Here is an 18,471-nt window from a genome sequence, read left to right on the forward strand (position 1 = left end):
CAGCATGACCACACGCAAGGCCCGACACGCCTTGGTCCTCGGCGGGGGGCTGGCGGGCACGCTGGCCGCCGCGGCCGTCGCCGAGCTCGCCGACGCGGTGACGGTGCTCGACCGCGACCACTTCCCCGACGGCCCCGCCGACCGCAAGGGCGTGCCGCAGTCGCGCCACACCCACGGCCTGGTCTCCGGCGGGGTGCGCGCGGTCGACGCGCTGCTGCCGGGCACCTCGGCGGCGCTGTTCGAGGCGGGCGCCCAGCGCATCGGCGTCCCCGACCGGTACCTGGCGCTCGGCCCGCACGGCTGGTTCCCGCGCTACCCGGGCGAGCAGTACATCCTGGGGTGCAGCCGCTCGCTGCTGGACTGGACGCTGCGCTCCCGGCTGCGCGACAAAGCGCCGTCGATCACCTATGTGGAGGGCGCCGACGTCCTCGGGCTGCTCGGCGACGCCGAGCGCGTCACCGGGGCGCGCACCCGCCACCGCGGCACCCGCGAGGAGACCGACATCGAGGCCGACCTGGTGGTGGATGCCACCGGGCGCGGCTCAGCGGTGACCGACTGGCTGGCCGCGCTCGGCCTGCCCGCCTTCGATGAGGAGTCCGTCGACGCGGGCATCTTCTACGCGACCCGGCTGTTCCGGGTGCTCGACGGCGCGGGCGAGGACTTCCCGGCCATCAACATCCAGGCCGACCCCGGCGCCGAGCGGGTCAGGGCCGCGGGCATGGTCATCCCGATCGAGGGCGGCCGCTGGAGCATCACCCTCTCCGGGGCGACCGGCGGGCACCCGCCGATCGATGACGCGGGCTTCCAGGCCTTCGCCGAGAGCCTGCCGCACCCGGTGATCGGCGAGCTGACCGCGCGCGCCGAGCCGCTCGGCCCGGCCTTCGGCTTCGCCGCGCACGCCAACCGCAAGCGCCACTTCGGCAAGGCCAAGGCGTGGCCCGCGGGCTTCGTGGTCGTCGGCGACGCCCAGACCACCCTGAACCCGGTGTACGGGCACGGCATGGCGGTCGCGGCGAAGTCCGCGGTGGCCCTGCGCGAGGGCCTGGCCGCCCACGGGCTCGGCGGGACGCGCGCGATCCAGCGCGCGGTCGGCGCGACCGCGGCCGACGCCTGGGCCATCGCCACCGGCGAGGACCTGCGCCACCGCACGACCGTCGGGCGCAGGCCCCCTGGCTCCAACGCCGTCTACAAGCTCCAGGACCGCCTGGCCAAGGCCGCCCCGAGCAGGCCTGCCATCGCCACCGCCCAGATCGCGGTCATCACCCTGGCCGCGCCCGCCTCGGTGCTGGTCAAGCCGGGCGTGCTGCTCGACGCGCTGCGCGGCCCGGACCGCCCGGCGCTCACCGAGCCGCCGCTCACCGGCGCTGAGCGCCGCCTGATCGACACCACCGCCCCCAGGGCCGCCGAAGCCGCGCCCGCCGAGGAGGAAGTGCACTGACCCGCCAGGCCCGCCGGGGTGTCCCGGCGGGCCTGCCCGTCAGCTCGTGGCCGCGCGCTGCTCCTCGTCGGCGGCCATCGCCGCCTCCTGGGCGGGGGAGTGCGTGCGCAGCGGGATCTCCTTGATGAACAGCGCCGTCACGAACGCCAGCGCCATCACGAACGCCCCCACCAGGAACACCAGCTGGATCGACTCGGTGAAGCCCTGCTGGAACGGCAGCGCCAGGCGCGGGTCGATGGTGAGCAGGAACGACGAGTCGTCCAGGACGCCGCCGTGCCCGCCGGAGGCGATGGCCTCGAAGACCGGCGCGTTCACCGGGTTCGCCCGCACCGCCGGGTCGGCCAGCGCCGCCTGGAAGCCGGGGTCGGCCAGCGCCGAGCGGAAGGCGGTGGCGATGTTGTCGGCCACCGTGCTGAACAGCAGCGACAGGAACACCGCCACGCCGAGCGTGCCGCCGAGCTGGCGGAAGAACGTCACCCCGGCCGTGGCCACTCCCATGTCCCGGAACGGGACGGCGTTCTGGGCGGCGACGGTGAGGGTCTGCATGCAGTTGCCCAGGCCGAGGCCGAACAGCGCCATGTAGGCCAGCACGAGCCAGATCGGGGTGCTCACGCCGACCAGGTGGAACAGCACGAGGCTGATCACCACCAGTGCCGTGCCGATGATCGGGAACACCTTGTAGCGGCCGGTCTTCGCCGTCACCCGGCCCGCGGTGATCGAGGCGGCCATGATGCCGAGCATCATCGGCAGCATCATCAGACCGGCGTCGGTGGGGCTGTAGCCGCGCACGATCTGCAGGTACTGCGGGATCATCGAGATCCCGCCGAACATGCCCACGCCGAGGATCGCGCCGGTGATGATCGTGTAGGAGAACGCGGAGTCGCTGAACAGCCGCAGCGGGATCAGCGCCTCGTCGCCCATGCGGCGCTCCACCGCGATGAACCCGACCAGGCCGAGCGCGCCGAGCGCGTAGCAGGCGATCGAGACCGCCGACCCCCAGCCCCACACGCGGCCCTGCTCGGCGACGAGCAGGAAGGGCACCACGGCCAGGCACAGGAACGCCGCGCCCCAGTAGTCGATGCGGTGGTTGAGCCGCGCGTGCGGGACGGTGAGGACCTTGGCCACGACGACGAGCGCCAGCGCGCCGATCGGCACGTTGACCAGGAACACCCACCGCCAGCCCGCGATGCCCAGGATCGTGTCCTGGCCTGCGAAGAACCCGCCGATGACCGGGCCGAGCACGCTGGAGGTGCCGAACACCGCCAGGAAGTAGCCCTGGTACTTGGGCCGCTCCCGCGGCGGGACGAGGTCGGCGATGATCGTCAGGGCCAGCGACATCAGCCCGCCTGCGCCCAGCCCCTGCAGGGCCCGCGCCGCGGCCAGCTGCTCCATCGAGGTCACGACCGTGCAGGCCAGCGAGCCGATGACGAACACCGTGATCGCGGTGATGAACCAGGGCTTGCGCCCGTAGATGTCCGACAGCTTCCCGTACAGCGGCGTGCTGACGGTCGCGGTGATCAGGTAGGCGGTGGTGGCCCAGGCCTGCATGCTCAGGCCCTGGAGGTCGTCGGCGATGGTGCGGATCGAGGTGCCGACGATGGTCTGGTCGAGCGCGGCCAGGAACATACCCAGCATCAGCCCGGACAGGATGACCAGGATCTGCCGGTGGGTGGGCGCGGGCGGGGCCGCGGGCTGGGTCATGCTGCCCTCGGGGATCGTTTGGTTGGGATCTGCAACTACCTCCCGTCCAGCCTTCTCCTGTCGCGATCCCCGCGCAATTCGGCTCTCAGGCCGCCAGCGCCGTGTCCATCGCGCCCCTGACGAACTCGCCGACGTACCCGATGGCCAGGCGCCCCTCCGGGATGACCGGGTAGAACGCCGGGAAGACGTGCACCTGACCCGGCCACACCTGCAGCTCGCAGTGCCCGCCCGCGGCCCGCACGGTCTCGGCGATGCGCTCGGAGTCGCCCAGCAGGCACTCCGCGCCGCCGACCTGCACCAGCATCGGCGGCCAGCGGCGCTTGCTGCCCCGGAACACCGACAGCCGCGGGTGGTCGAGCGGGTGCTCGCCCGCGTAGACGGCGGCGACCTCGCGGGCCCGCGCGGGCGGGATGTACGGGTCGCGGCAGAGCGCGTCGCGCGCTTCCAGGCCCGCGCAGGTCAGGTCGAGGAACGGGGAGAACAGCACGGCCGCCCCGGGCATCGGGGCGCGGGCGCGGGTCAGGTCGCCGAGCAGGGTGGCGGTGAGGTGCCCGCCCGCCGAGTCGCCCATGACGGCGATGCGGTCGGCGGCGTAGCCCTGGTCGCGCAGCCAGTGGTAGCCGGCGAGGGCGTCGTCGGAGGCGGCCGGGAAGGGGTGCTCGGGGGCGAGGCGGTAGTCCAGCAGCAGCACGGGCAGGCCGGTCGAGACCGAGATCGCCGCGGCCATGTGCCGGTGGGTGCGCAGCGAGCCGAAGACGAACCCGCCGCCGTGCAGGTAGAGCACCGCGCCCGCGGCCGGGTCGGCGTCCGGTGCGGTGATCCACAGCCCGGTGACCTCGCCGTAGCCGTGCGACTCCGAGACCGCTTGGACCCTGGTGCCGCGCGGCAGCGGGGTGACCGAGGTTCTCTCGAACGCCTCGCGCACCAGCGCCAGCCCGGCGCCGCGCATGCGGATCCGGTCACCGAGCGGGCGCAGGCTGGTCAGCAGGAACCGCGCCAACGCCTTGGCCTGCATGCTCGGCTCGCCCATCAACCCGGTCTGGGCCATGGCGCACCTCCCCGACGGCCGGGTCGACGGTGACACCGGCCACATAACCACTGTAGATCAGTGAGGTGTCACCGACCGAGCATCGATTCAGGTTCTAGGGGTTTCCGGCGGTTACGGTTGAGCGGTGAGCGAGGTTCTGCTGTCGACGCTGCGCACCGCGCTGGGTTCCGCCGCGGTGCTGACCGATCCCGACGTCACCGCCGCCTACCGGCGCGACATGATGCCGCTGGCCCCGTTCGGCGAGCCGTTGGCGGTGGTCCTGCCGTCGACGACCGAGCAGGTCCAGGCGGTGGTGCGGGCCTGCGCCGAGCACCGCGTGCCGATCGTGCCGCGCGGGGCGGGCAGCGGCCTGTCCGGCGCCGCCAACGCCGTCGACGGCTGCGTGGTGCTCGCGCTGACCAAGATGAACCGCGTCCTGGAGATCGACCCGGACAACCGGCTGGCCGTGGTCGAGCCGGGCGTGGTCAACCTCGACCTGCGCGACGCGGTCGAGAAGCACGGGCTGTTCTACCCGCCGGACCCGTCGTCCTACGACTGGTGCACCATCGGCGGCAACGTCGCCACGAACGCGGGCGGGCTGTGCTGCGTCAAGTACGGCGTCACCACCGACTCGGTCCTCGGCCTCGAGGTCGTGCTCGCCGACGGCGAACTGCTGCGCACCGGCCGCCGCACCGTCAAGGGCGTCGCGGGCTACGACCTGACCAAGCTGTTCATCGGCAGCGAGGGCACCCTCGGCGTCGTCACCCAGGCCACGCTGGCGCTGCGCCCGCTGCCGCAGGCCCCCGGCACGACGGTGGCGGCGTTCGGGTCGATCGTGGCCGCCGGGGCGGCGGTGTCGCGGATCGTGCGCGAGGGGATCGTGCCGTCGCTGATGGAGATCATGGACGCGGTCTCCATCGCGGCGGTCGAGGCGCACCTCAACACCGAGGTGGGTGCGGGCAAGGGCTCGGCGGCGCTGCTGATCTGCCAGTCCGACGCGGGCGGCGAGGCCGCCCGCCGCGAGCTGGCCGCCATCGAGCAGGTGTGCGCCGACAGCGGCGCCGACCTCGTGCACACCACCTTCGACCTGGCCGAGGGCCGGATGCTGCTGACCGCGCGCCGCGCCGTGCTGACCGCGCTGGAGGTCTTCGGCGCGTGGATGACCGACGACGTGTGCGTGCCGCGCACCCGCATCGGCGACCTGATCGCCGGGTGCGAGCGGATCAGCGCCGAGGTCGGCCTGCGCATCGCCGTCGTCGGGCACGCAGGCGACGGCAACATGCACCCGACGATCGTCTACGACCCAACCTCGGCCGACGAGTTCGCCCGCGCCGAGGTCGCCTTCGGCGCGATCCTGGAGCTGGGCCTGGGCCTCGGCGGCACGGTGACCGGCGAGCACGGCATCGGCAAGGTGAAGCGGGACTGGCTGGCGACGGAGATCGGCCCGGTGGGGCTGCGCACCCACCGGGCCGTGAAAGCCGCTCTCGACCCGGGGAACCTCTTCAACCCGGGGTCGATGTTCAGTCTGGACTAGGCGTTCGGCCCGGCCCTAGGCCTGCGGGAGCGGGCCCTTGGCCAGCTCGCGCTTCTTCTCCCGGCGCGCCTTGAGCACCTCGATGATGATCGGCACGACCGACAGCAGCACGATGCCGATCACCATCAGGTCCAGGTTCTCCCTGATGAACTCGATCTGGCCGAGCGCCGCGCCCAGCAGGGTCAGGCCGGTGGCCCACAGGACCGCGCCGATGGCCGAGTAGACGAAGAACACGCGCTTGTCCATGCGCCCCACACCGGCGATCGCGGTGATGAAGGTGCGCACGATCGGCACGAACCGGGCGAGCACGATGGCCCGCGGGCCGTACTTCTCGAAGAAGGAGTGCGTCTTCTCGACGTACTCCTGCTTGAAGAAGCGCGACTCCGGCTTGTTGAACAGCGCGGGTCCGGCCTTGGCGCCGATCCAGTACCCCACGACGTTCCCCAGGAACGCGCAGATGGTGAGGATCACGCACACGGCCCACAGCGGCACCGGGAACACGGTGGAGGACACCGTGAACAGGCCCGCGGTGAACAGCAGCGAGTCACCGGGCAGGAAGAACCCGATCAGCAGGCCGCATTCGGCGAAGATGATCAGGGCGAGCCCGGGCAGGAGGAACGGCCCGAGACCGTTCAGGATGTTCACCGGGTCCAGCCACTCGGGCAGCAGAGCGAGGTTCACCCGGTCAAGGTACAGGGCGGCCCTGAGCGGCTGGTGAACTGGACTAAACGGTCACCATTGGACCAGGCAGAACGGGTGCCCGGCGGGATCGGCGTAGACGTCGAAGGCCGTGCCCCCGCCCTCCAGCCGCCGCGCGCCCAGCGCCAGCGCCTTCGCGCCCGCCTCGGCGCGGTCCTCGACGCGGACGTCGAGGTGCATGTGCGCGGGTTCGGCGGGCCAGGCCGGGGGCTGCCAGTCCTCGACCCGCTGGAAGGCCAGGCCGGGGCGGTCGGGGGCGTCGCCGATGACGACGAAGCCGGGTTCGTCCTGCACCCGCATCATGCCCAGCAGCTCTTGGTAGAACCCCGCCAGCGCCTGGGGGTTGGGACAGTCGATCACGAGTCCGTGCCAGCGTCCGATCATGCGGGGAATCCTGGCACCGGCTCAGGACAGCCGCTGTCCTCGTTCGTGGACTAGAGCAGCGTCAGCAGGCCGACCACCGCGCCGGTGGCCAGGCCGAGCAGCAGCGCGACCGCCACCACCCACAGCGCGGGCGTCGGCTCGGGGGCCAGCCGCGCGGTCGGCTCGACCGGGCGGTGGTGCAGGTCGGTGCCGGAGATGAGGTCCGAGCCGGAGAACAGCGCCGGCTCCGGCGGCGGCTCGGCGCGTGGCGCCCTGGCCGCCTGGGCGCGCAGCGCCTCGGAGAGCAGGCGCTCCGGGTCCTCGGTCACGCCCGCGACGGTAGCAGCCGGTGACTCCGCTCACGCCGGGAACGATCCCCGCAGGCCACGCGTTGTGTCGTCAGGAAGGTTGAGCGGCCTCGGCTCAAGTAGCAAACCTGATGCCGGTAGACTCAACTTCACCAGCAAGCTCTACCCCACAGGCTATGGAGGAACACAATGGCGCGAGCGGTCGGCATCGACCTGGGGACGACCAACTCCGTCGTCGCCGTGCTCGAAGGCGGTGAACCGACGGTCATCGCCAACTCGGAGGGCTCCCGGACCACCCCGTCCATCGTGGCCTTCGCCAAGAACGGCGAGGTCCTGGTCGGCCAGCCCGCGAAGAACCAGGCGGTGACCAACGTCGACCGGACCATCAGGTCCGTGAAGCGGCACGTCGGCACCGACTGGAAGCAGGAGATCGACGGCAAGAACTACACGCCGCAGGAGATCTCCGCCCGCGTGCTGATGAAGCTCAAGCGCGACGCCGAGGCCTACCTGGGCGAGACGATCACCGACGCGGTCATCACCGTCCCCGCCTACTTCGAGGACGCCCAGCGGCAGGCCACCAAGGAGGCCGGGCAGATCGCCGGCCTCAACGTCCTGCGGATCGTCAACGAGCCGACCGCGGCGGCGCTGGCCTACGGCCTGGACAAGGGCGCCAAGGAGCAGACCATCCTGGTCTTCGACCTCGGCGGCGGCACCTTCGACGTCTCCCTGCTGGAGATCGGCGACGGCGTCGTGGAGGTCCGCGCGACCTCCGGCGACAACCACCTCGGCGGCGACGACTGGGACCAGCGCGTCGTGGACTGGCTGGTCGAGAAGTTCCGCCAGAGCAGCGGCATCGACCTGACCAAGGACAAGATGGCGCTGCAGCGCATCCGCGAGGCCGCGGAGAAGGCGAAGATCGAGCTGTCCAGCTCCAACAGCGCCAACATCAACCTGCCCTACATCACCGTCGACGCGGACAAGAACCCGCTGTTCCTGGACGAGAACCTGACCCGCGCGGAGTTCCAGCGGATCACCAGCGACCTGCTGGACCGCACCCGCGCGCCGTTCACCAACGTGATCAAGGACGGCGGCGTCTCCGTCGGCGACATCGACCACGTCGTGCTGGTCGGCGGCTCGACCCGCATGCCCGCCGTCGCCGAGCTGGTCAAGGAGCTGACCGGCGGCCGCGAGCCCAACAAGGGCGTCAACCCCGACGAGGTCGTCGCCGTCGGCGCGGCGCTGCAGGCCGGTGTGCTCAAGGGCGAGGTCAAGGACGTCCTGCTGCTCGACGTGACCCCGCTGTCGCTGGGCATCGAGACCAAGGGCGGGGTGTTCACCAAGCTCATCGAGCGCAACACCACGATCCCGACCAAGCGCTCGGAGATCTTCTCCACCGCAGACGACAACCAGACCACGGTCGGCATCCAGGTCTACCAGGGCGAGCGCGAGTTCGCCCAGGACAACAAGAAGCTGGGCACCTTCGACCTCACCGGCCTGCCCCCGGCCCCGCGCGGCGTGCCGCAGGTCGAGGTCACCTTCGACATCGACGCCAACGGCATCGTGCACGTCTCGGCCAAGGACATGGGCACCGGCAAGGTCCAGTCGATGACCATCACCGGCGGCTCCGCGCTGCCGAAGGAGGACATCGACCGCATGGTCCGCGACGCCGAGGCGCACGCGGAGGAGGACAAGGCCCGCCGCGACGAGGCCGAGGTCCGCAACCAGGCCGAGTCGCTGGTCTACCAGACCGAGAAGTTCGTCAAGGACAACGAGGACAAGATCCCGGGCGAGACCAAGGAGAAGGTCGAGACCGCGATCAAGGAGGCCAACGCGGCGCTGGCGGGCAGCGACATCGCCGCCATCAAGGCCGCGATGGAGAAGCTGGCCACCGAGTCGCAGGCCATGGGCTCGGCGCTGTACGCCAACACCGGCGCGCAGCCCGGCGCCGAGGGCGCCGAGCAGGGCCAGCAGGCCCAGTCCGGTGCCGGTGGCGCGGGTGCCGCCGATGACGTTGTCGACGCCGAGATCGTGGACGAGGACAAGGACAAGAAGTGACCGACAAGCACGACGAGCACGGCGGCGAGGAGCCCCGGGTCGTGGTGCGGGACCGCCGCCGGATCGACCCGGAGACGGGCCAGGTCCGGGCGGGCGGGGACGGCGCGCAGGAGACGCCGTCCACCCCGGCCGCCACCGATGCCGCCGACCCCGCAGCCGATCCCGCCGCTGACACCGCCCCCGCGGCGGACGGCGCGATCGAGGGCGTCATCGAGTTCCCCACCGAGGAAGGCACGCGGACCGAGGCGCCCGGCGACCTCGACCCCGCCGCCGAGCTGAAGACCCAGCTGGACGAGCGCACCGCCGACCTGCAGCGCCTGCAGGCCGAGTACGCCAACTACCGCAAGCGCGTCGAGCGCGACCGGGAGTCGGTGGTCAGCTCTGCCAAGGCGCAGGTCGTCGTCGAACTGCTCAACGTCCTCGACGACATCGAGCGCGCGAAGGCGCACGGCGACCTGACGGGCGCGTTCAAGGCGGTGGCCGACAAGCTGGCCGCCACCCTGGAGCGCACCGGCCTGGAGCCCTTCGGCCACGACGGCGAGCCGTTCGACCCGTCGGTGCACGAGGCCGTGCAGCACTCGACCTCCACGGAGGTCGCGGGCCCGACGGTCACCGGCGTCCTGCGCCGCGGCTACCGCTTCGGCGACCGCGTGGTCCGCGCCGCCATGGTCGCGGTCACCGACGCCGAAGCCGGCGCCCCCGAGCAGGGCTGAGCGGAAGGAGGGGACGTCTCTTGAGCGCTAGGGACTGGATCGACAAGGACTTCTATCGCGAACTGGGCGTCTCCTCCAAAGCCGGGGACGCGGACATCAAGAAGGCGTACCGCAAGCTCGCCCGCGAGCTGCACCCGGACGCCAACCCCGGCAACACCCAGGCCGAGGCCCGCTTCAAGGCGGTCTCCGAGGCCTACGGGGTGATCGGGGACGCCGAGAAGCGCAAGCAGTACGACGAGGCGCGCAGCCTCTTCGGCGGCGGGTTCCGGCCGGGCGGTGCGGGTGGTTTCGGCGGCGGGGGCAACTTCGACTTCGCCGACGTGTTCAACCAGCAGCAGGCCGCGGGCGGCAGTGGTTTCGGCGGCATCGGCGACCTGTTCGGCAACCTGTTCAACCGCCGCGCGGGCTCGGCCACGCGCCCCAAGCGGGGCGCCGACGTCGAGACCGAGGTGCGCATCGACTTCACCGAGGCGGTGCGCGGCGCGACGGTGCCGCTGCGGCTGACCAGTCCGTCCACCTGCGACACCTGCCACGGGTCGGGGGCCCGGCCGGGCACCTCGCCGGAGGTCTGCGTGAACTGCGGCGGGGCCGGTCTGGTCAACCGCAGCCAGGGCGCGTTCGCCTTCAGCGAGCCGTGCCGCGACTGCCGCGGCAAGGGCACGATCGTCACCGACCCGTGCCTGGACTGCGGCGGCGACGGCGTGTCCACCAAGACCAGGACGCTGACCGTGCGCATCCCCGCCGGGGTGGAGGACGAGCAGCGCATCCGGCTGGCCGGGCAGGGCGAGCCGGGGCAGAACGGCGCGCAGGCGGGCGACCTGTTCGTCCGCGTGCACGTCAGCCCGCACCCGGTCTTCGGGCGCAACGGCGACGACCTCACGCTGAAGGTGCCCGTCACCTTCCCCGAACTGGCGCTGGGCACCACGCTGACCGTGCCGACCCTGGACTCCACCGTGAGCCTGCGGGTCGCGCCCGGCACGGCCTCGGACCGGGTGCTGCGGGTGCGCGGCAAGGGCGTGCACCGCCGCGACGGCCAAGTCGGTGATCTTCTCGTCACCCTGAAGGTCACCGTGCCCGCGACACTGGACGAGGCGGCCAAGGCGGCGCTGGAGTCCTACGCCGAGGCCACCGCCGACCACGACCCCCGACCCGACCTCACCGCGCTGGTGGAGAAGGCGAGGTAGCGACGTGAACCCCCTCCCCCCGGGCACCGACGAGGACACCCCGTTCTTCGTCATCTCGGTCGCCGCGCAGCTCTCCGGGCTGCACGCCCAGACGCTGCGCAGCTACGACCGGCAGGGCCTGGTGTCGCCGGGCCGCACCCCGGGCGGCGGCAGGCGCTACTCGCTGCGCGACATCGCCCTGCTGCGCGAGGTGCAGCGCCTGTCCCAGGAGGACGGCGTCAACCTCGCGGGGATCAAGCGGATCATCGAGCTGGAGAACGAGGTCGACCGGCTCCGGTCGCTGGTCGCCGACCTGAGCGAGGAGGTCGCCGCGGTGCGCGCGGCGGCCGAGCAGGCGGCGGCGGCCATCCACAAGTCCTACCGGCACGACCTGGTCCCGGCCCGCAGGCAGACCGCGCTGGTGGTCTGGCGGCCCGAGCCGAGGCGCTGAACGACAGAACCGCGACGAAGCCCCCGCCGCACTCAGCGGCGGGGGCTTCGCCGTACCCGCTCAGTCGAGGGTGAACGGGTCGTAGACGATGCGGTCGAGCGGGGTTCCGGCGACGAGCATGCGCGAGACGGTGGCCCGGATCATCGGCGGCGAGCCCGCGAGCAGCACGTCGCGGTCGGCCCACGCGCCGTGGCGGGTCACCGCGTCGGCGAGGGTGCCGTGCTCCAGGCCGGGGGTCTCCTCCTCGGCGACCCCGACGACGGTCAGCCACGGGTTCGCCGCGGCGATGTCGCGCAGCAGCGGCAGGTCGTAGAGGTCGGCCGCGGTGCGCCCGCCGACGAACAGGTGCACCTGCGGGTTCTGGCCCCAGCGGGCCAGGTCCTCCACGATCGCGCGCATCGGCGCGACGCCGGTGCCGCCCGCGATCATGACCACGTCCGAGCCCGCGGTCCGGTCGACGGTGATGCGGCCCATCGGCGGGCCGATCCGCCACCGCTCGCCCGCCGCGGCGTGCGCGACGATGGCCCGGCTGACCCAGCCGCCCTCGACGCCGCGGACGTGGAACTCGATGGCGCCGTCCTCGCGGGGGGCGTTGGCCGGGGTGAGGTAGCGCCAGAGCCGGGGCCGCTGCGGCACCTCGACGCTGACGTACTGGCCGGGCCGGTAGGGGATCGGGTGGTCGGGGCGGACCCAGACGCGGGCGAGGTCCCAGGCCAGGCGCTGGTGGTCGACCACCTCGGCGGTCCAGAAGGCCGGGCCCTGGTCGCTGGCCGCGGCGTCGAGCATGGCGCGGGCCATGATCGTGTAGGCCTCGGCCCACGCGCGCTCGACCTCGGGCGTCCACGCCTGGCCCGCGTGCTTCTTCACCGCGGCGATGAGCGCCATGCCGACGGCCTCGTAGTGCTCGGAGACGACACCGAACTTGCGGTGGTCGCGGCCGAGCTGGCGCAGGAACGGCACCAGGTCGTCGGGCCGGTCGACCATCTGCACGACATGCACCAGCGCGCGCAGCAGCCGCGAGCGCTGCACCTGCATGTTGGCGGGGAACATCTCCCTCGTCGTGGGCGCGATCGAGAAGAGCATGCCGTAGAAGAACTGGGAAACCTTGTCCGCGTGCGGTTCCACCACGGCGAAGCTCTCCCGCACGAGCCGCACCATGGCGGCCACCGCGGTCGGGGACTCCGGGTGGGGCTGGACGTTCGGGATCGGGCTCACCACGGGGTTCGCTGTCATGGTCGGGGGTCTGACTCCACCTCTCGGGCGCAACCAGCGTTGCACCGGGCTTGCTGAGCATCCATCCCCCGACGGAGTGGACAGTAGACCCATTCCGGGAGGGGCGCTGGGAGTTGTCCCCACGTGGATCTGATCTCGGCTACTGATCGTTACCGCATGTCATCGTTCAGGCCGACGACCGGGTGACCGGTCTCGCGAATGCCGGAGTGGCATGAAACCGTTCCACAGGTGTCCCCCGATCATCCCCGCCCCACCGGCACGGCGGCTGCCGACCTGCTCACCCTGGAGTTCGCCGACCCACCGCCCGCCGCGGCCGGGATCGGCGGCCCTCGGGAGTCCGCCGCCGAAACTCACCTGATCGGACCACGCGGCGCGCGGCCCCGCGGCCCGGCCGCGCTCGACCACCTGGACCCGCGCATGGTCGGGATCATCGGACGGGCGGGGGTCGGCCACGTCGCCGCCGCCGACGCGACCGGGCAGTGCGACTCGGCCTTCCGCGAGATCACCGTGCTCGACCCGCGGCGCATCGCCTACCCGGCCGCGGGCCCGGCGCCCGCCGCGGTCGGCGTGCTGCTGCTGGACTTCACCGACGAGCCGGTCGGCCTGCACGTCAACGGCCGCGCGCACGCCGAGGGCCCCTGGATCGTCGTGGAGGTCGAGGAGGCGCGCATCCACGGCACGCCGGGCGCGTAGTGGCCGTCCACACGGCCGGGGAGGACGACCGGCGGCGGGCGGGGCAGGACTTCGAGCGCGAGCTGTCGAAGCTGTTCGGCCGGGCGCGCAGCCTGTCGCTGTCGCTGGCCGCGCGCGTGCACCCCGATCTCGACGGCGCGGCCTACGCGCTGCTGCTGCACATCGATGACGTCGGCCCGGCGCGCGCCGCGGACGTGGTCGAGCGGACCGGGCTGGACAAGTCGACCGTCAGCAGGCAGCTGGCGCGGCTGGTCGACCTCGGCCTGGTCGAGCGGGTCCCCGACCCCTCCGACGGCCGGGCGCGGCTGCTGCGGCTGTCGGAGTCCGGGGCGTCGCGGCTGGAGCGGGTGCGCGACGACCGCAGGCGGCGCCTGCGCGAGCGGGTCGCCGAGTGGCCGACCGAGGACCTGCGCGAGTTCGCCCGCCTGCTGGCCCGTCTCAACGACGACCTGTGAGCAGTGCTCGCGTGGGTAGGCCGGCAGCGGAGCGCTTAACTCGATCGAGTGGATCAGCGGTTGTCCCCATGCCTGTGGACAACTTCCTGGGGATTGTGGACAACCCCTGCCGATGTGTGGACAGCCTGGTTGCGACATGTGGGTGAGGCGGTGGACAACCGGGTGGCGAGGCAGGTCACAGCCGGGAATCCTGGGTTGAGCGGAACTGGCTCAACTTTCCTGACGTTGTGTCGGTGGAACCAGTAGCTCGACCGAGGTGGGAGATGGACGCGTTCAACCCGACGACGAAGACCCAGGCCGCCATCAGCGCGGCCGCCCAGGCCTCGGCGGCGGGCGGCAACCCCGACGTCGCCGCCGCGCACCTGCTCGGGGCGCTGCTGGCGCAGACCGACGGGCTGACGGCCCCGCTGCTGACCGCGGTCGGCGTCGACCCCGACGTCGTGCGCAAGGAGCTGGAGGGGCTGTTGCGCGCGCTGCCCTCGGCCACCGGCTCGACGGTGAACTCGCCGTCGCTGTCGCAGCCCGCCCTGCGCGCGATCACCCATGCCCAGAAGCTCGCCGCCGAGCTGGGCGACGAGTACGTCTCCACCGAGCACCTGCTGGTCGGCCTGGCCGCCGCCGGCGGTGACGTCGCCGACCTGCTGCGCCGCCACGGCGCGACCCCGGAGGCGCTGCGCGAGGCGTTCACTAAGGTGCGCGGGTCGGCGCGGGTCACCACCCCGGACCCGGAGGGCACCTACCAGGCGCTGGAGAAGTACGGCATCGACCTGACCAAGCAGGCCCGCGACGGCAAGCTCGACCCCGTCATCGGCCGCGACGCGGAGATCCGCCGCGTGGTGCAGGTGCTCTCGCGGCGCACCAAGAACAACCCGGTGCTCATCGGCGAGCCCGGCGTCGGCAAGACCGCGATCGTGGAGGGCCTGGCCCAGCGCATCATCGCAGGCGACGTGCCGGAATCGCTGCGCGGCAAGCGCGTCGTCGGCCTCGACCTCGGCGCGATGGTCGCCGGCGCGAAGTTCCGCGGCGAGTTCGAGGAGCGGCTCAAGGCCGTGCTCAAGGAGATCACCGACTCCGCCGGGCAGGTCATCACCTTCATCGATGAGCTGCACACCATCGTCGGCGCGGGCGCGACCGGCGAGGGCGCGATGGACGCGGGCAACATGATCAAGCCGATGCTGGCCCGCGGCGAGCTGCGCATGGTCGGGGCGACCACGCTGGACGAGTACCGCCAGCACATCGAGAAGGACCCGGCGCTGGAGCGGCGCTTCCAGCAGGTGCTGGTCGGCGAGCCGTCGGTGGAGGACACCGTCGGCATCCTGCGCGGGCTCAAGGAGCGCTACGAGGTCCACCACGGCGTGCGCATCACCGACAGCGCCCTGGTCGCCGCCGCCGACCTCTCCGACCGCTACATCACCGCCCGCTTCCTGCCCGACAAGGCGATCGACCTCGTGGACGAGGCCGCCTCCCGGCTGCGCATGGAGATCGACTCCCGCCCGGTCGAGATCGACGAGGTGGAGCGCTCCGTGCGCCGCCTGGAGATCGAGGAGATGGCGCTGTCCAAAGAGGACGATCCGGCCTCGCGCGAGCGGCTGGCCGCCCTGCGCGCCGAGCTGGCCGAGAAGCGCGAGACCCTCTCGGCGCTGACCGCCCGCTGGCAGAACGAGAAAGGCTCCATCGACAAGGTCCGCGAACTGAAGGAGCAGCTGGAGGCGCTGCGCGGGGAGTCGGAGCGCGCCGAGCGCGACGGCGACCTCGGCCGCGCCGCCGAGCTGCGCTACGGGCGCATTCCGGCGCTGGAGAAGGACCTCGACGCCGCGACGGCCTCCACGCCGCAGGCGGGCGCCGAGGTGATGCTGAAGGAGGAGGTCGGCGCCGACGACATCGCCGAGGTCGTCTCGGCGTGGACGGGCATCCCGGCGGGCCGGATGCTGGAGGGCGAGACGCAGAAGCTGCTGCGCATGGAGGAGGCGCTGGGCGCGCGCGTCGTCGGCCAGGCCGAGGCCGTGCGCGTGGTCTCCGACGCCGTGCGCCGCGCGCGGGCGGGCGTCGCCGACCCGGACCGCCCCACCGGCTCGTTCCTGTTCCTGGGCCCGACCGGCGTCGGCAAGACCGAGCTGGCCAAGGCGCTCGCGGAGTTCCTGTTCGACGACGAGCGCGCCATGGTGCGCATCGACATGAGCGAGTACAGCGAGAAGCACTCGGTGGCCCGCCTCGTCGGCGCCCCGCCCGGCTACGTCGGCTACGACCAGGGCGGGCAGCTGACCGAGTCCGTCCGCCGCCGCCCGTACACCGTCGTGCTGCTGGACGAGGTCGAGAAAGCCCACCCCGACGTCTTCGACGTCCTGCTCCAGGTGCTGGACGACGGCCGCCTCACCGACAGCCAGGGCCGCACGGTCGACTTCCGCAACACCATCCTGGTGCTGACCTCCAACCTCGGCTCCCAGGCCATCGCGGAGGCCACCCTCAGCGAACTCCAGCGCCGCGACGCGGTGATGGCGGTGGTGCAGCGCCACTTCAAGCCCGAGTTCCTCAACCGCTTGGACGACATCGTCGTCTTCCACTCCCTGGCGACCGAGGAGCTGACTGCCATCGTCGACATCCAGGTCGCCCGCCTCGGCCGCCGCCTGGCCCAGCGCCGCCTCACCCTGGAGGTCACCCCGTCGGCGCGGGACTGGCTGGCCCTCAACGGCTTCGACCCCGTCTACGGCGCCCGCCCCCTGCGCAGGCTGGTCTCCTCCGCCATCGGCGACCAGCTGGCCAAGTCCCTGCTCTCCGGCGGCATCCGCGACGGCGACACGGTCTCGGTCGACATCACCGACGACAACTCGGGGCTGGTGGTCCGCCGCGCGTGACGCGGCGGCGGGAGGGCGCTTCCCGCGCCCTCCCGCCACGCCTCACGGCTTGGTGCGGACGACGTCCACGCTGATCCACGAGCCGGGGGCGTAGATGGCGACGGTGACGCCGCTGCTCCCCACCACCGTCAGGTTGCCGCTGGTGCTCGCGGACACGTCGCGGCCCTCGTCGTACTCGGCGATCTGGCCGTCGCTCTTCGTCACCTTGACCACAGGTCCTCCACGCTGTTCGCCGGATCGTTCCCCTCCGTCCTACCCCACGGAGGGCCGGCAGCGGGAGAAGGCGAGAAGGGCCCGGCACACCGCCGGGCCCTTCTCGCGTCGTCGTCGGGTCAGGCGCGCAGGGCCTGGAGGCGGGGCGCGGGGATCATGCCGCCGCTGGTGCTCTTGCCGACCAGGTGCAGGATCGCGTTGCGCATGGCGCCCGGGGCGGACTCGCGGCCGACCGCGCGGTGCAGGTCGGCGGCGACGGCGGCCATCAGGGCGTGGGACAGGGCACGGGGGTCGGCGGGCACGCGGGCCTCGACCAGCAGGCGGGCGACGTGGTGGTGCCAGTAGCGGTAGGGCTCGGCGCGGAAGCGGGCGCCGGGCTTGGCGGTCTCGGCGATGCGCATCAGGTCGAGGTTGGCGGTGAGGAAGGCCAGGTACGCGTCGAAGAAGGCGACCAGGCGCTCGGTGGCGGGCGCGCCGGGGCCCAGCGGGGCCTCGCCGGTGGTGACGCGGACGTAGAGGGTGCGCTCGGATTCGGCGAGCAGCGCTCTGGCCAGGCCCGCCTTGTCGCCGAAGCGGCGGAAGAGGGTGCCCTTGCCGACGCCCGCCGTGGTGGCGACGTCGTCCATGGTGACCGCGTCGGCGCCGTGGCGCTCGACCAGCAGCCGGGCGGCGGTCAGGATGCGGCGGCGGTTGCGCGCGGCGTCGGCGCGTTCTCGGGTTGTCATGCGTACCTCACCGTGACGTCCCCGCTGGAGGCGGAGAGCTTGAGAGCGGCCTGTCCGGCCGGGTCGTTGCCCACGGCGTTGTCGATCTCGCCGCTGTCGGCTTCCACCGCGACCCGGTAGCGGGCGCGGGGAACGGTGATGTCCAGCGTGCCGCTGGTGGCGGTGGCCGTGACGTCCACGACCTCGGCGGCGTCGATGGCCACGTCCCCCGACGTGGCCTCGACGTCCACCCTCCCCCCTGCCCCGGTCACCGTGACAGCCCCCGAACTCGACCGCACGGTGGCGTCCCCCCGGACGCCGCGCACGCCAACGTCCCCCGACGTGACCTGCACCGAGGCGTTCTCCCCGACGTTCACCAGCTCGATCCGCCCGGACGTCGCCTCCACCGAGACACCCCCGGACACCCCGCGCACGGTCACGTCCCCCGACGACGACCGCACCTCGACCGAACCGGCCCCCTCGACCGTCACGTTCCCCGACGTGACGTCCCCCGCGAGCGCGAACCCCGCCGGAACGACCACCTCGTAGTCGATCCAGCAGTTGTCCTGCCCGCACCCCTCCAAGACCAGCGCGTCTCCCTCGACGCGGTGCGTGGCCCCCGGCTTGTCGTCCAGGTAGCGCACCGTTCGGCGCACCGAGGCGACCTCCCCCGCCCGGACGACCACCGACCCCCCTTCCTGGACGAGCCGCACACTCCGGACCTCCGAGCCGATCCCGGTGTCGGAGTCGCTGAACTCCCGAGTGGCCAACCCGCACCCGGACAGCAGCCCAGCAGCCACCCCCACCACGGCGACCCCCGCCACCACCTTCTTCATCGCTCCCCCTTCGACCCGGCCCAACGTCGAGAA

General features: G+C 72.5%; 18 protein-coding genes. 9 read left to right on the plus strand and 9 right to left on the minus strand.

Features of this window, described 5'->3' with window-relative positions; all coding sequences use genetic code 11:
• The first annotated feature begins 4 nt into the window (after positions 1 to 4).
• Positions 5 to 1,438, plus strand: coding sequence for an enterotoxin (locus tag ACFPM7_RS01510; protein WP_378242909.1), 1,434 nt, complete (start codon positions 5 to 7; stop codon positions 1,436 to 1,438).
• Positions 1,439 to 1,477: 39 nt separating this feature from the next.
• Here the strand turns inward: ACFPM7_RS01510 and ACFPM7_RS01515 are convergent, their stop codons facing one another.
• Entirely contained in the window at positions 1,478 to 3,139 is a 1,662-nt protein-coding gene (locus ACFPM7_RS01515) for an MDR family MFS transporter (RefSeq protein ID WP_378242911.1), read from the minus strand.
• An 85-nt stretch (positions 3,140 to 3,224) separates the two neighbouring features.
• Positions 3,225 to 4,187: an alpha/beta hydrolase gene (locus ACFPM7_RS01520; RefSeq protein ID WP_378242913.1), complete on the minus strand. Its 963-nt coding sequence runs from the start codon at positions 4,185 to 4,187 to the stop codon at positions 3,225 to 3,227.
• Between the two features lie 124 nt (positions 4,188 to 4,311).
• On the opposite strand from ACFPM7_RS01520, the gene ACFPM7_RS01525 reads away from it, so the two are divergent.
• Positions 4,312 to 5,700 (plus strand): FAD-binding oxidoreductase, encoded by a 1,389-nt coding sequence (locus tag ACFPM7_RS01525; protein ID WP_378242915.1) that lies wholly within the window; start codon positions 4,312 to 4,314, stop codon positions 5,698 to 5,700.
• Between the two features lie 15 nt (positions 5,701 to 5,715).
• Here ACFPM7_RS01525 and ACFPM7_RS01530 read toward each other — a convergent pair whose 3' ends face one another.
• From ACFPM7_RS01530 to ACFPM7_RS01540, 3 genes are read right to left on the minus strand one after another with little or no spacing between them, the layout of a single operon-like run.
• Positions 5,716 to 6,381 carry a DedA family protein gene (locus ACFPM7_RS01530; protein ID WP_378242917.1) on the minus strand — a complete coding sequence of 222 codons (666 nt, stop codon included), beginning with the start codon at positions 6,379 to 6,381 and terminating at the stop codon, positions 5,716 to 5,718.
• Between the two features lie 51 nt (positions 6,382 to 6,432).
• A complete protein-coding gene (locus tag ACFPM7_RS01535) occupies positions 6,433 to 6,783 on the minus strand; it encodes a VOC family protein (protein WP_378242919.1) in 351 nt (116 codons plus the stop codon).
• A gap of 50 nt (positions 6,784 to 6,833) precedes the next feature.
• On the minus strand, positions 6,834 to 7,091 hold the full coding sequence (locus tag ACFPM7_RS01540; RefSeq protein WP_378242921.1) for a hypothetical protein: 258 nt from the start codon (positions 7,089 to 7,091) through the stop codon (positions 6,834 to 6,836).
• Between the two features lie 168 nt (positions 7,092 to 7,259).
• Between ACFPM7_RS01540 and dnaK the strand changes: the two genes are divergently transcribed.
• The 4 genes from dnaK to ACFPM7_RS01560 are packed head-to-tail and all read left to right on the plus strand — an operon-like array spanning position 7,260 to position 11,452.
• Positions 7,260 to 9,125 carry a molecular chaperone DnaK gene (dnaK, locus tag ACFPM7_RS01545; RefSeq protein WP_378242923.1) on the plus strand — a complete coding sequence of 622 codons (1,866 nt, stop codon included), beginning with the start codon at positions 7,260 to 7,262 and terminating at the stop codon, positions 9,123 to 9,125.
• The gene (grpE, locus tag ACFPM7_RS01550; protein WP_378242925.1) at positions 9,122 to 9,838 is read left to right on the plus strand and encodes a nucleotide exchange factor GrpE; all 717 of its coding nucleotides are present in this window, start codon (positions 9,122 to 9,124) and stop codon (positions 9,836 to 9,838) included. Before dnaK ends, grpE begins: the two co-directional genes overlap by 4 nt.
• Before the next feature lie 20 nt (positions 9,839 to 9,858).
• Positions 9,859 to 11,022 carry a molecular chaperone DnaJ gene (gene dnaJ / locus ACFPM7_RS01555; RefSeq protein WP_378242927.1) on the plus strand — a complete coding sequence of 388 codons (1,164 nt, stop codon included), beginning with the start codon at positions 9,859 to 9,861 and terminating at the stop codon, positions 11,020 to 11,022.
• Between the two features lie 4 nt (positions 11,023 to 11,026).
• Positions 11,027 to 11,452: a heat shock protein transcriptional repressor HspR gene (locus ACFPM7_RS01560; protein WP_378242930.1), complete on the plus strand. Its 426-nt coding sequence runs from the start codon at positions 11,027 to 11,029 to the stop codon at positions 11,450 to 11,452.
• Between the two features lie 60 nt (positions 11,453 to 11,512).
• On the opposite strand, the gene ACFPM7_RS01565 is transcribed toward ACFPM7_RS01560, so the two are convergent.
• Entirely contained in the window at positions 11,513 to 12,685 is a 1,173-nt protein-coding gene (locus ACFPM7_RS01565) for a globin domain-containing protein (RefSeq protein WP_378242932.1), read from the minus strand.
• Between the two features lie 228 nt (positions 12,686 to 12,913).
• On the opposite strand from ACFPM7_RS01565, the gene ACFPM7_RS01570 reads away from it, so the two are divergent.
• The 3 genes from ACFPM7_RS01570 (at position 12,914) to clpB (ending at position 16,685) form a co-directional block, all read left to right on the plus strand.
• On the plus strand, positions 12,914 to 13,378 hold the full coding sequence (locus ACFPM7_RS01570; protein WP_378242935.1) for a hypothetical protein: 465 nt from the start codon (positions 12,914 to 12,916) through the stop codon (positions 13,376 to 13,378).
• Complete coding sequence (locus ACFPM7_RS01575) at positions 13,378 to 13,833, plus strand: MarR family winged helix-turn-helix transcriptional regulator (RefSeq protein ID WP_378242937.1); 456 nt, start codon at positions 13,378 to 13,380, stop codon at positions 13,831 to 13,833. The genes ACFPM7_RS01570 and ACFPM7_RS01575 overlap by 1 nt, the downstream gene beginning before the upstream one ends.
• Before the next feature lie 263 nt (positions 13,834 to 14,096).
• Positions 14,097 to 16,685 carry an ATP-dependent chaperone ClpB gene (gene clpB / locus ACFPM7_RS01580; protein ID WP_378242940.1) on the plus strand — a complete coding sequence of 863 codons (2,589 nt, stop codon included), beginning with the start codon at positions 14,097 to 14,099 and terminating at the stop codon, positions 16,683 to 16,685.
• Between the two features lie 42 nt (positions 16,686 to 16,727).
• On the opposite strand, the gene ACFPM7_RS01585 is transcribed toward clpB, so the two are convergent.
• From ACFPM7_RS01585 to ACFPM7_RS01595, 3 genes are all read right to left on the minus strand, one after another.
• Positions 16,728 to 16,889 (minus strand): hypothetical protein, encoded by a 162-nt coding sequence (locus tag ACFPM7_RS01585; protein ID WP_378242942.1) that lies wholly within the window; start codon positions 16,887 to 16,889, stop codon positions 16,728 to 16,730.
• A 128-nt stretch (positions 16,890 to 17,017) separates the two neighbouring features.
• Positions 17,018 to 17,623: a TetR/AcrR family transcriptional regulator gene (locus ACFPM7_RS01590; RefSeq protein ID WP_378242944.1), complete on the minus strand. Its 606-nt coding sequence runs from the start codon at positions 17,621 to 17,623 to the stop codon at positions 17,018 to 17,020.
• Positions 17,620 to 18,438: a DUF4097 family beta strand repeat-containing protein gene (locus tag ACFPM7_RS01595; protein WP_378242946.1), complete on the minus strand. Its 819-nt coding sequence runs from the start codon at positions 18,436 to 18,438 to the stop codon at positions 17,620 to 17,622. Before ACFPM7_RS01595 ends, ACFPM7_RS01590 begins: the two co-directional genes overlap by 4 nt.
• Positions 18,439 to 18,471: the final 33 nt, after the last annotated feature.

Origin of the sequence: Actinokineospora guangxiensis (assembly GCF_042657845.1) — a bacterium.
Classification (GTDB): Bacteria; Actinomycetota; Actinomycetes; order Mycobacteriales; family Pseudonocardiaceae; genus Actinokineospora; species Actinokineospora guangxiensis.

What these genes read in the sequence shown, in the direction of transcription:
- ACFPM7_RS01510 (WP_378242909.1), top strand. Translation starts at nt 5, where the DNA reads ATGACCACACGCAAGGCCCGACACGCCTTGGTCCTCGGCGGGGGGCTG.
- ACFPM7_RS01515 (WP_378242911.1), bottom strand. Translation starts at nt 3,139, where the DNA reads ATGACCCAGCCCGCGGCCCCGCCCGCGCCCACCCACCGGCAGATCCTG.
- ACFPM7_RS01520 (WP_378242913.1), bottom strand. Translation starts at nt 4,187, where the DNA reads ATGGCCCAGACCGGGTTGATGGGCGAGCCGAGCATGCAGGCCAAGGCG.
- ACFPM7_RS01535 (WP_378242919.1), bottom strand. Translation starts at nt 6,783, where the DNA reads ATGATCGGACGCTGGCACGGACTCGTGATCGACTGTCCCAACCCCCAG.
- dnaK (WP_378242923.1), top strand. Translation starts at nt 7,260, where the DNA reads ATGGCGCGAGCGGTCGGCATCGACCTGGGGACGACCAACTCCGTCGTC.
- ACFPM7_RS01565 (WP_378242932.1), bottom strand. Translation starts at nt 12,685, where the DNA reads ATGACAGCGAACCCCGTGGTGAGCCCGATCCCGAACGTCCAGCCCCAC.
- clpB (WP_378242940.1), top strand. Translation starts at nt 14,097, where the DNA reads ATGGACGCGTTCAACCCGACGACGAAGACCCAGGCCGCCATCAGCGCG.
- ACFPM7_RS01590 (WP_378242944.1), bottom strand. Translation starts at nt 17,623, where the DNA reads ATGACAACCCGAGAACGCGCCGACGCCGCGCGCAACCGCCGCCGCATC.
- ACFPM7_RS01595 (WP_378242946.1), bottom strand. Translation starts at nt 18,438, where the DNA reads ATGAAGAAGGTGGTGGCGGGGGTCGCCGTGGTGGGGGTGGCTGCTGGG.